The sequence below is a fragment of the Clostridium sp. UBA5712 genome, assembly GCF_002419845.1.
GTDB classification, from domain to species: Bacteria; Bacillota; Clostridia; order Clostridiales; family Clostridiaceae; genus Clostridium_J; species Clostridium_J sulfidigenes.
Window position 1 is genome coordinate 94,680 of sequence record NZ_DIGW01000012.1, and the last position, 12,930, is coordinate 107,609.

Sequence of the window (12,930 nt, forward strand, 5' to 3'; positions counted from 1 at the left end):
ATGATATTTTATTTTTCAGGCACAGGAAATTCTTTATACGTAGCAAAAAATTTATCCAGTAACCAAGGAGAAGAATTAATTGCAATTTCAAAGGAAATGAAACAAGATAAAGATTTTTATGAATATGACTTAAAACCAGGAGAAAAGATAATATTTGTTTATCCTATCTATGCTTGGGCATCACCAGCACCAGTAGTTAAATTCATTAGTAAATTAAAATTAAATAACTATAAGAACAATTATTTATCAGCAGTAGTAACCTGTGGCGAGAACATAGGAAATAACATGAAAATACTAGAGAAAAAGCTAGGAGCTAAGGGGTTAAAGTTAAATAGTGGATTTTCAATTGTTATGCCTAATAATTATATTATCCTTGGAAGAGCAGATGAAGATGATATTGTGAATAGTAAGATGTCTAAGGCTTTGGAGACCATTGGAGAAGTAAATAATCTTATAGGTGATAAAGTTAGGGATGTATTTAAAGTTGAAACAGGACCAATGCCTAAGGTTATGACAGCTATAGCTAATCCTATATTCAATAAGTTAGCTATAAATACTAAAAAGTTTCATGTTACAGATGATTGTATAGGATGTAAACTTTGTGAACAGGTATGCAATACTAAATGCATTAAAGTTGATAAAGTTCCTAAATGGGGAGATAACTGCTGTCAATGTTTAGCATGTATAAGTTATTGTCCTAAGGAAGCCATCCAATATGGAAAATATACAATTAATAAAAAGAAATATAAAAACCCTAAAATTCCTGTAGGTGAAATGATAATATAACAGGCAATGATTCTATATAGCTCAGTGAACTTTTAAAGACTCTCTTTAAGACTGGGACTTTACTTTTAAAACATGTATATATTTTTATAATAAAAATAATAATAAGAGTACGAAATTTAAAAGGGGAGTTCATCCATGAAAAACTTACTTAGAGTTATTTTTGTATTACTTATTTTCAATTTTATATTATATGATATAGCTTTTGCTAAGGATAGAAGTTATGTCTTAGAACTTAGAAAAGAAGATAATAAAATTGAGGTAGCAGTAGTTATAAAAGATGATGGTATTTGGGCAGTGAATATAAATAACCCTTCAGAGAAAATAATTCTTAACAAAGGGGCTTATAGAGAGCCAAATATAAGTGAAAATGGTTATGTAGCCTATAGGGATATTAAGAATAACTTGTATGTAACAAAAATAGATTTTTATAAAAAAGTAGAAAATACTACTAATGTAGATGATAGTATTACTGCATATCAATGGGATAAAGATGGAAATTTAATTTATTCTAAGTCCACAGGTGGAGTATATATATTTGGAGTTAAAGATAAAACTAAAGAAATTTTCACTGGAGGAAAAGAGTTTTATACACAAATTTTATTAGGAAAAGATAACTCTTTATTTGCCACAAAGAATATTATGAAAAAAGGTAATTCGGATAATTATCCTTTTCCGCTAGGAATAGTTAAGTTAGATTTAGCAACTAAAACAGAAAAAGTAGTGATACCATATATACCTATAAGTTCCCAAAATCATGATTTAGGGTTGGATCCAAAGATGGCTACCATCTCAATTAATGGAGTTAATTTAATTGTATGGTGTAGACCTAATTCTGCATCAATGACAGCAGATGGAGTGCCCATAGGAGTTTATAATGATGAAAGTAACAAGTGTAGAGAAGTACTTAATGAAGAGATTATAGTTTTAACTTATGAGGATATGATGTCTGTATCACCAATAGATGATAACTTAGTGGCTATTATAAATGGTGCATATAGGTTTATGAATGTAGATAAAACTTTAGGAATCTTAAATTTAGAAGATGAAAGTTTTAAAAAGATCACTAAGGATGGAGAAGTAGCTATGACTCCAAGTTATTCTAGTGATGGTAGAAATATAGTTTATTCAGCCTCAACTTATAGTGAAAATCTTCAGCAATGGGAAAATTCCAACAATCAACATATATATGAAGTAAACTTAGAAAATAATGAAATTACTAAATTGACTAACTCATCTGTAGGATGGGATTTTTATCCTAACTATATTAATGATGATAGTGAATTTGTATTTATAAGAAAAGATAAAGAAAATAAATTTTCTTTAATTAAGGGAAATAGGGAGGGGAAGGAACAAGTTATTATTGATAACATTTTACACTTGGATGATAGTGCAAGTATAAACGAGTATTTTTGGTATTATGGACATTACGATATGAATAAGGTGTTTCATAATATGGAGATAACTCAATGATTTAAAAATTTAATACTTACGCACTAAGATACACATATGATGAGAGGAAAGATAAATTTATGGAATTGACATTAGACATATTTCAAACAATGGCATTAGCTTCTATGGTTTTTTATTTTGGAAAATATTTAAAAGAAAAAATATCTATATTAGAAAAGTATTGCATACCAGCACCAGTTGTAGGAGGTCTTATTTTTGCAATACTTATGCTTATATTTAGGCTGACAGGATTCATAACTATTAATTTAGATACAACTCTTCAAAATATTTTTATGACTGCATTTTTCACTAGCGTTGGATTTACGGCTAGTATTAGAATATTAAAAAAAGGTGGTATAAAAGTATTAACATTCTTAATTATATCAGTGCTTTTAGTAATTCTACAAAATACAGTTGGAGTTGCTTTAGCAACTTTGTTTAATTTAGAACCCTTATTAGGAATTTGTACAGGCTCTATTCCTATGATAGGGGGACATGGTACAGCGGGGTCATTTGGACCTATTCTAGAAGAAATGGGAATTGCAGGTGCCACAACTGTATCCTTTGCTTCTGCGACTTTTGGACTGGTTATGGGAAGTATAATTGGAGGATTGGTTGCTAGAACATTAATTATACGTCATAAGCTTAATACTCCTATGAAGGAGGATGATGATAATACCTGTATGCCACTAGGAGATTTTAATGAAGATAATCAAGATATACTATGTCATAAAAGATTAATGTCAGGTGCATCTTGGATCTTTATAGCAATGGGAATAGGATCTATAATATCTAATTTTATTCAGGGAATTGGTTTAACTTTTCCATCTTATATTGGAGCTATGCTTGTGGCTGCAATTATAAGAAATATTTGTGATGCCACAAATATTGAGTTAGTAGAAAAAGAAATTGAAAATCTTGGAGGTATCAGCTTATCCTTCTTTTTATCTATGGCTCTTATGGGATTAAAGTTATGGGAACTTCTAGATTTAGCAATTCCTATGGTTGTTATGTTAATAGCACAAACAATTCTCATAGGTATATTTACATATTTTGTAACCTTTAGAATTATGGGGAGAGATTATGAAGCGGCAGTTTTTGCATCTGCAAACTGCGGATTTGGAATGGGAGCTACACCTAATGCTGTAGCTAATATGGATGCACTTTCAAATAAATTTGGATTTGCACCTACCCCATATTTTGTCGTACCAATTGTAGGATGCTTATTCATAGATTTCGTAAATTCTGCAATTATTACACTATTTATAAATATAATTCATTGAAGCCATTGATCAAAGTAATTATAGAATAACGACATATTAAAATATTAGAATATAAAAGAAAAAGCAATATACTATTAAAATGTAAAGAGTATGTTGCTTTTCTTAGGTTAAAATGTATGAAATTAATTCATAAAAGATATAATAATTATGAGATTAGAAAAAGTTGTTATAAAAAGGTAGCATAAATTCTTTCTATTAACATAGGTATTATATAGAATTATATTTTAAGAAATAATAAATAATACTATTTTTATAAATACTTTTTTTAATTATATAAAATATAAAAAATTTAAATGAATTATTAAATGGGTTATAGGTAATATTTCAAAAATAATTATTTTATATATGTTGACTTTATAAATTTATAAGTATAAAATTAATATAAATTTGCAAGTCGAAGAACGTAATAAAATGTTGAAATATATATTGAAATATATATAAAGTACATATTAATTATAAAGTAAATACAAAAAAATGGAGGGATTTTTATGTCTATATTAAAAGGATTAAATCCAGAAAAGGTTCTAGGCTATTTTGAAGAATTAACTAAAATACCTCATGGTTCAGGCAATGAAAAGGTTATCAGCGATTATTTGGCTAACTTTGGTAAGGAAAGAGGATTTGTAGTAATACAAGATGATGAGTTAAATGTAATCATTAAAAAACCTGCTACTCAAGGATATGAAAATGCACCAGTAGTAACAATCCAAGGTCATATGGACATGGTTTGTGAAAAGAATAAGGATAAGGTACATGATTTTGAAAAGGATCCATTAGAGCTTAGAATCGATGGGGACTATCTTTATGCTAATGGAACAACACTAGGAGCAGATAATGGAATAGCAGTAGCTTATGGATTAGCTATTTTAGATTCAAAAGAGTTAAAACATCCTGCTATAGAACTATTTGTTACTACAGGTGAAGAGACAGGTATGTATGGAGCTATAGCAGTAGATCCTAAAAATCTTGATGGAAAAATATTATTAAACATTGACTCAGAAGAAGAAGGAATATTCCTTGTAAGCTGTGCTGGTGGAGTTACTAACTATGTAAATATAAATACTCAATGGGAAGATGCCTCTAATGAAGCTTTAAAACTAGAAGTTAAAGGTTTAAAAGGTGGACACTCTGGTATGGAAATAATAAAACAAAGAGGAAATGCTAATAAACTTATGGGAAGATTATTAAATGCTATATCAAAAGAGGTAGATTTTAATATTTCTCATATAAGTGGAGGCGCTAAAAATAATGCAATTCCTCGTGAAGCAGAAGCTACAATTACAGTAGCAGCTAAGGATGTAGAAAAAGTTAAACAAATAGCTACAAAATCATTAGAAATATTTAAAACTGAGTTAAGAATACAAGATCCAGATGTAACTGTAATAGTTGAAAAATCAGAAACTAGCAAACAATTAACTAAGGAAGTAACTGAAAAAATAGTTTCTTACTTAGTAGTAGCTCCAAATGGAATTCAAACTATGAGTGAAGATATTAAAGGGTTAGTAGAAAGTAGTATTAACTTAGGAGTTATAGAATTTAGTGAAGAAAAAGTTACCTTTGTTTCTGCAGTGAGAAGCTCTGTAAAAACATTAAAAAATGCCATTACAGATGGAATAGATGTTGTAGCAGAATTAGTTGGTGCTGAGGTTATTAATGATTCTGATTATCCAGAATGGCAGTATGAACCAAACTCACCAATAAGAGATTTATGTATAGAAACTTATAAAAATGTTACTGGTGAAGAACCAAAAATAGATGCTATCCATGCAGGACTTGAATGTGGACTTTTAAAAGAAAAAATGCCAGATGTAGATATGATTAGCTTTGGACCAAATTTATTTGATGTACACACTCCAAATGAACATATGAGTATATCATCTGTTGAAAGAGTATGGAATTTTATAAAAGCACTATTAGAAAATATTAAATAAATGCCTAAGGTAAATTTTACTTTAGATATTTAATATAAAAATAAACAATTTGATTTAGGCATCCTGAAGAGTACTAGTTAATGTGTTTATATTTTTATCAATAGTATTAATTAAAGATAAAGATATAGCTTGTAGATAAATTAAACTTTTAAACATAGTAATTAGTGGCTTTTTTAGGGTGCCTTGTTAAAGAGTTACAAAGGAGGAGAAAAAATTTATGAGCCAAGAGAAAAGAAAATTATCTCAAAGTGCTTATGGTGGATGCAAAGGTGAAGAATATGTTCCTTTTATTCCAACATCAATGGCAATGCCAGAAACAACAGGTTATTCAATTATTTTAGGTATTATTTTAGCATGCGTTTTTGCAGCAGCTAACACATATCTTGGTCTGAAAGTTGGTATGACAATATCAGCTGGTATTCCAGGTGCTATTATTGCAACTGGAGTATTAAAAGGAATGTTTAGAAGAAATAACATTTTAGAAGCAAACATGGTAGCATCTTTAGCTGCTATGGGAGAATCCATTGCCGGGGGAATTATATTTATTTTACCAGCATTAATTTTATGGGGATTAAAATTAAGTATTCTAACTGTTGTTATTGTTACAATAATTGGTGGAGTTATGGGAGTATTTTTCATTACACCCCTTAGAAGATACTTAATCGTGGAAGAACACGGAAATTTAGTTTATCCAGAAGGTATGGCTGCAGCTGAAGTTCTTGTAACTGGTAGTGAAGGTGGACAAGGATTCAAAACAGTCATGACTGGTCTTGGAGTAGGAGCTGGATATAAACTTTTCTCAGGTGGATTTGCACTTTGGGGAGAGCAAGCTACTTATGTTATTAAAAGTTATCAAGGTACAATGATGGGATTTGACACTTTAGCATCACTTCTTGGTGTTGGATTTATAGTTGGTACTAGAGCATCATTACTTATGTTTGGTGGTTCTGTTATAGCTTGGTTTGCACTTATACCATTAATCAAATTCTTAGGAGTTGGACTAGCAGAGCCTTTATTCCCAGCTACTAAAATTATAGCTGAAATGAGTGCTAACGAAATCTGGGCTAACTATATTAAATATATAGGTGCTGGAGCTGTTGCAATGGGAGGATTTATTTCTCTTGCTAAGTCTATTCCTACTATTATCACAAGTTTTAAACAAGCTATGGGTGGAATAGGTGCAGGTAAAAATGATAAAGTAAGTAGAATTGATTTAGAAGCACCTCTTACTTGGGTTATTCTAGCAGCTGCTTTTGGATTTGCATTAACTTGGTTATTACCAATGGTTAATGGTGGATTTGTAGGTGGAATCATGGCAGTTTTATTCAGCTTCTTCTTTGCTGTTGTTTCAGCTAGAATGGTTGGTATAATTGGAGCATCAAACAACCCAGTTTCTGGTATGACTATAGCTACAATGTTATTTGTAACTACTGTAATTAAATTAACTGGTGGAGTAAGCCAAGAGTATATGACTAAAGCAGTACTAATAGGTGGAGTTGTTTGTGTCGCTATAGCAGTAGCTGGTGGAGCAGCACAAAGTTTAAAAACTACATTTATTATAGGTGGTACTCCTAAAAAGGTTCAAATAGGAATGTTTATTGCACTTTCAGTAGCAGGAGTTTTTGCAGCACTTGTAATTAACATGTTAAATACTGCTTATGGAATAGGTTCTGCAGATGTAGCAGCGCCTCAAGCTACACTTATGAAAATGATAGTTGAAGGTATTATGACAGCTCAATTGCCATGGACACTAATAATAATTGGTGCTGCAATTGCATTATTCTGTGAATTAGCTGGAATAGCAGTATTACCAGTAGCTCTAGGTATATACCTTCCAATAACTTTAAATGCTGCTATCTTAGTTGGTGGAATAATCAGAGAAATCGTTGAGAGAAAATTTGCTAAGGATCAAGATAGAAGAGGAGAAGTTGTTGAAAAAGGAACTCTTCTTGCATCAGGTTTAGTTGCAGGAGATGCATTGATGGGTATAGTAGTAGCTGGATTAGTAGCTGCTAATGTAAATATAGCATTCGGTAAGAATTTCTTAACAGGAATAACTCAAAGTAATCTATTTGCTTGTGTAATGTTCTTATTACTAGGATTATGGATTTACATGTTCTCTTGTAAAAAAGACAAAGCCGTTAAATAGTAAATCATAAAACAACTTAAAATCGCTTTGCCACAGGTAAAGTCTATCTGTGGACAAGCGATTTTAATAATTGGTAACAAATTAATTTATATAATAAAGAATAATAAAATGAATTAAAGAATATCTTATATTTAATAGTTATAAATAAGTTAGGAGGAATTTTGCATGAAAAATAAGAAAAAGCAAGAAGAAATAGAAAAACAAGCTCAAGATACAAAGCATAATTTTGCCCTTTATGTACCTGAAATTAAACAACAAAATTGGGAAGAAAAAGATGGTAAAGTTGTTATCCATATAAAAGTTACTGATCCAGTTAAAAAGTTTCTAGCTTGGATGGTTAAAAGAACTCCTGAAACTAAATTAGAACTAGATGAGAGATGTTCTACAGTATGGAAGTATATAGATGGAAATAGAACTGTTTATGATATTGCAAAGCTCATGGCAGAAATTTATAAAGAAAATGTAGATGGAGAGCTATATAGATTAGTAACTTATTTAAAATACATATCTAAAAGAGGATGGATAAAGTTTAAAGAATATGATAAAGAAGTTGAAATTAAATATACATAATATTTAATTAACATAAAATTTAAAATTACAAGACCTGTGTAAATACAAGGTTTATAGGTGTTAGAGAGGACAACCTTACATCATTGAAAGATATATGTAAGGTTATCCTCTTGTTCTATTTATACATGTAAGGTAAACTATATGTATGTCAAAAATGGGTACAAGTAGCAAGGAGTGAAAATTAGTGGGTTTAGATTTGATATTTATATTAAAGGCAATAATTATTGCAATAGTAGAAGGGTTAACAGAGTTTATTCCAGTTTCATCTACAGGACATATGATATTAGTTGGTAATGCTATTAACTTCCGTGGTGAGTTTGCTGATATGTTTCAGGTAGTTATTCAACTAGGGGCCATACTTGCAGTAGTGGTATTATATTGGAATAAGATTAAGGATAGTGTAATAGAATTTTTTAAATTCATATTCACATTTGGTAAGAAGGGTCAAACTGGATTTAAATTTGGAATTAATGTATTGATTGGATGTATTCCAATGGGAATAGTAGGAGTAATTTTTTATAAGCAAATTAAAAGTTTATTTAATCTTCAATCAGTAATTGTTGGATTATTAGTAGGAGGATTTTTACTACTTATAGTGGAAAACTTCTTTAGAAAGAGAAAAAGTAAAGCTGTTAAAAACATAGATGATATAACACCTATGCAGGCATTAAAGGTAGGAATATTCCAAGTTCTTGCTGTATGGCCAGGAATGTCAAGAAGTGCATCTACCATAATGGGAGGTTGGGTTGCAGGGCTCTCCACTCCAGTAGCAGCAGAATTCTCATTTTTCCTAGCAGTACCTGCAATGGTAGGATCATCAGCTAAAGATTTATTTGAATTTAACTATTCTATTATGACTCCAACCTTATGGGTTGCATTAATAGTTGGGTTTATTGTTGCCTTTGTTGTATCAATAATAGTTATGGACAAATTTGTTACTTTCTTAAAGAAAAAGCCTATGAGAGTATTTGCTATATACAGAGTAGCAGTAGGAGTACTACTTGCTGTGTTAGTATTTACAAAGGTTATTACCTTAGTAGCTTAAATTAAATGATAACTTTAATAAAAAAAGAGAACAAATTCATTGAAAAAATGAACTTGTTCTCTTTTTTTATAACTACCAACTACCAGATGATCCACCGCCACCGGAAGAACCTCCACCGAAGCCGCCAAAGCCGCCGCCACCGGAAGAACCACCGCCGCCGAAGCCACCAAAGCCACCGCCACCTCTAGGACCTCTTCCACCTCTACTAGTCCAAAACAACATTCGTAGTAATCTACCCCTATTGAAGATGGAATCTATAAATACAATGATGATGATAGCTATAAATATAAATATATTAAAACCATCATTATCCTCATAATTTTCTTCACTAGGCATTGTCACATTCAAAGACTTATCTAAGGTGACACCGTATTCTTTACTAGCATAATCACATAAAACACTATAACTATTTAGAATTCCTTCACTATAATTTCCACTTTTAAAACTTGGTTTTGCGATGGAAGTCATAACTCTACTTGAAAGTGCATCAGGTATTGCACCTTCAAGACCTCTTCCTACCTCTACTCTCCACTCCCTGTCATCTATGGCTACAAGAATTAAAAGACCATTATCTTTGCCTTTTTCACCTATTCCCCAGGTTCTAAAGAGACTATTGCTATAATCTTCAATTGGAGTATTGTTTAGGGTGTTCATTACAACAACTACAGCTTGAGCACCTGTTTTATCCTCAAGCTCCTTACCTAGAGAAATAATTTTATTGGCATCTTCATTATCTATAATACCTGCATAGTCATTTAGATATTTATATACAGTTGGACTAGGATAAGTATCCTGTGCTAATGCACTAAAAGAAGAGAGTAGTAGTATAACAATAAGCAAAGAAAGACAGTGTTTTAAAAACTTAATTGCACTCTTCATATTTATTTAGAAAAGTCTACAGAAGGGACTTCTGCAGCACCTGCACTTGCTTTATAAAATGGTTTCTCGTCAAATCCAAATAATGAAGCAATTATGTTGGTAGGAAATCTTAAGATTTTAGTATTATAATTTGTTACTACATTGTTATAATCTTGTCTAGCAATGGCAATTCTATTTTCTGTTCCTTCTAATTGCACTGATAAATCTAAGAAATTTTGATTAGATTTTAAGTCAGGATAATTTTCAACCACTACTAACAATCTAGAAAGAGCGTTAGATAGTTCAGTATCTGCAGCTGCTTGGTCAGAGATATTTGTAGCTCCTGCAAGTTTAGCCCTAGCATCAGCTATTTCCGTAAATATTTCCTTTTCTTGAGTTGCATATCCTTTTACTGTATTAACTAGGTTAGGGATTAAATCTGATCTTCTTTGAAGCTGAGTATCAATATTTGATTCCGCTGCACTAACTCCTTGTTTAAGAGTTACAAGATTATTGTAATTTCCAACTAAAAATACAGCAATAATAATCACAATAATTATTATAGGAAGGAAAACCTTCATACCTTTTTTCATAATTTATTCTCCTTTCAATCTTTGATTTAGTATATGTTTTAATTTCACATATTATATATGAATTAATCTTATTATTAACAAGATTAATTAGAAACATAAAGTAATGAGTTATAAATTAAAACCATTGCTTTACATTATATTCATTATAATCAAGAAAATTTACAAAATCAATGTAAATAAGAAAATCCTGTGATTTACACAGGGTTTTCTTATTTGAGGGGTTAATTTTTAGCTTCATTTATAATCGGGGGATTATTTATGAAGTACTTTTTACTTAATACTTAGGGGTTCCACTTTTAATATTACTAAAAAGTAATATTAAAAGTGGAGATACTTATTCCAGGGTGTAACTTATTTGCTTTAAATATTAGGAAATTAATTATCTCTTATATAATCTTGGGGAATTACTTACGAAATATTTATTATCTCCTGTTGATATTTATAATAAGGGTATATTGTGACATCTGTGTGACAAAATTATGATTAGATTATAAATAATTTTAGAAGGAAATTAATGTGATTAAAAATTAGGTGTATAAATTGAATAAAGTTTTTTAATGAAATAAGTAGCATAAAGCAATAATATATAAATTTAATAAATAACTATGGAATTATATTGAAAATAAAGATATAATTAGTACAACGAAAATTATGTAATACAAGTTATAAGGAGTGGGGAGAATGGAGATTATTAATGAAAAATTAAATGAAGTAAAGGAGCATATTAAAAACGTAACTTATTTAATTCATGCAGAAAGCTTAATACATTGGGATATGCAAACAGGAATACCATCTAAAGCTATAGATGGAAGAATTGAAGTAGTGGGATATCTATATTCAGAGTGTATAAAACTTATGACTTCTCCAAGAATAGGGGAATGGATAGAGTATTTCTCAGATAAAATGGACAAATTATCTTTCAGGGATAAAAAGATTATAGAAAATTTAAAAAGAAACTATGATGAACTTATAAAGATACCACCTGAAAGAAATAAAGAGTATCAAATGTTATGTTCAACATCAGAAGCATTTTGGAAACAAGCTAAGGCTAACAATGATTATGAAGGCTTTAAGCCATATCTAGCAAAGATAATAGAGTTTAATAAGGAATTTGCTGAATATATAGGATATGAAGGAAATATATATAATAAGTGCTTAGATGATTATGAAAGAGGATTGACTGTAGATAGGGTAGATAAAGTATTTAAAGAGCTTAGGGATGGTATAGTGGAGCTTTTAGAGAAGATTAAAGCCTCTAAGGTAAGTATAGACGAGTCCTTCTTTAAAAAGCAATTTCCTATCAAAGATCAAGATGAATTTGGTAAATTTGTTTTAGAAAAATTAGGATATGATTTTGAGGCAGGAAGACTAGATACTACTGTTCACCCATTTACAACTAACTTCGGAAATAAAGATGTTAGAATAACAACTAATTATGATGAACATGATTTTAGAAGTGCTTTCTTTAGCAATATTCATGAAGGTGGACATGGTATTTATGAGCAAAACTCAGCAGATGATTTAGAATATACAGGTATTTCAGGTGGAACTTCTATGGGTGTACATGAATCACAATCTAGATACTATGAAAATATTCTAGGAAGAAGTAAGGAATTTTGGGCTTATTTTTATCCAGAGGCTCAAAAGAGATTCCCTCAATTTGAAGGAGTTAATTTAGAAGATTTCTATAAAGCTATAAATAAGGTAGAACCTTCTTTAATTAGAACAGAAGCAGATGAATTAACTTACAGTATTCATATTATAATTAGATATGAGTTAGAAAGAGCTTTCATGAATAATGAAATCACAGTAGAAGAGTTGCCAGCTGCTTGGAATAAAAAATACAAGGAATATTTAGGTGTAGAGCCTAAAAATGATTCAGAAGGAATTCTTCAAGATACTCATTGGGGTGCAGGTTTAATTGGATATTTCCCAAGCTATGCTCTTGGTAATGTATATGGAGCCCAATTTTTAAATAAAATGAGACAAGATATACCTACCTATGACGAAGAAGTTAAAAATGGTAATTTTGCAGTGATAAAAGATTGGTTAAGAGAAAACATACATCAGTTTGGATCTCTTTATACTCCATCGGAGCTTATTGTAAAAGTAACAGGAGAAGAGTTAAATCCTAAATATTTCTTAGAGTACCTAAATAAAAAATACGGAGAAATCTACGAAATATAAGTGACACTCCAAATTTTATATTTGGTCAGTGGAACTTACTCATTCGAACGCATGTGAGAAGGAGTTTCTTCGAGAGCAA

General features: G+C 30.4%; 10 protein-coding genes. 8 read left to right on the forward strand and 2 right to left on the reverse strand.

Going from position 1 to position 12,930, the window contains the following annotated elements; genetic code table 11:
• The 7 genes from B3B03_RS10195 (at position 1) to B3B03_RS10225 (ending at position 9,213) form a co-directional block, all read left to right on the forward strand.
• Positions 1-786 (forward strand): EFR1 family ferrodoxin, encoded by a 786-nt coding sequence (locus tag B3B03_RS10195; protein ID WP_346877238.1) that lies wholly within the window; start codon positions 1-3, stop codon positions 784-786.
• A 135-nt stretch (positions 787-921) separates the two neighbouring features.
• The gene (locus tag B3B03_RS10200; protein WP_346877239.1) at positions 922-2,256 is read left to right on the forward strand and encodes a hypothetical protein; all 1,335 of its coding nucleotides are present in this window, start codon (positions 922-924) and stop codon (positions 2,254-2,256) included.
• A gap of 59 nt (positions 2,257-2,315) precedes the next feature.
• Positions 2,316-3,518 carry a sodium/glutamate symporter gene (gene gltS / locus B3B03_RS10205; RefSeq protein WP_346877240.1) on the forward strand — a complete coding sequence of 401 codons (1,203 nt, stop codon included), beginning with the start codon at positions 2,316-2,318 and terminating at the stop codon, positions 3,516-3,518.
• Between the two features lie 488 nt (positions 3,519-4,006).
• Positions 4,007-5,449 carry an aminoacyl-histidine dipeptidase gene (locus B3B03_RS10210; RefSeq protein WP_346877241.1) on the forward strand — a complete coding sequence of 481 codons (1,443 nt, stop codon included), beginning with the start codon at positions 4,007-4,009 and terminating at the stop codon, positions 5,447-5,449.
• A gap of 217 nt (positions 5,450-5,666) precedes the next feature.
• A complete protein-coding gene (locus B3B03_RS10215; protein WP_346847314.1) occupies positions 5,667-7,598 on the forward strand; it encodes an OPT family oligopeptide transporter in 1,932 nt (643 codons plus the stop codon).
• Between the two features lie 165 nt (positions 7,599-7,763).
• The gene (locus tag B3B03_RS10220; RefSeq protein WP_346847315.1) at positions 7,764-8,168 is read left to right on the forward strand and encodes a PqqD family peptide modification chaperone; all 405 of its coding nucleotides are present in this window, start codon (positions 7,764-7,766) and stop codon (positions 8,166-8,168) included.
• A gap of 184 nt (positions 8,169-8,352) precedes the next feature.
• A complete protein-coding gene (locus tag B3B03_RS10225; RefSeq protein WP_346877242.1) occupies positions 8,353-9,213 on the forward strand; it encodes an undecaprenyl-diphosphate phosphatase in 861 nt (286 codons plus the stop codon).
• A 72-nt stretch (positions 9,214-9,285) separates the two neighbouring features.
• Here the strand turns inward: B3B03_RS10225 and B3B03_RS10230 are convergent, their stop codons facing one another.
• Together B3B03_RS10230 and B3B03_RS10235 are read right to left on the reverse strand one after the other, a co-directional pair.
• Positions 9,286-10,092: a TPM domain-containing protein gene (locus tag B3B03_RS10230; protein WP_346877243.1), complete on the reverse strand. Its 807-nt coding sequence runs from the start codon at positions 10,090-10,092 to the stop codon at positions 9,286-9,288.
• Between the two features lie 2 nt (positions 10,093-10,094).
• Entirely contained in the window at positions 10,095-10,664 is a 570-nt protein-coding gene (locus B3B03_RS10235) for a LemA family protein (protein ID WP_346847318.1), read from the reverse strand.
• Between the two features lie 681 nt (positions 10,665-11,345).
• Between B3B03_RS10235 and B3B03_RS10240 the strand changes: the two genes are divergently transcribed.
• On the forward strand, positions 11,346-12,851 hold the full coding sequence (locus B3B03_RS10240; RefSeq protein WP_346847319.1) for a carboxypeptidase M32: 1,506 nt from the start codon (positions 11,346-11,348) through the stop codon (positions 12,849-12,851).
• Positions 12,852-12,930: the final 79 nt, after the last annotated feature.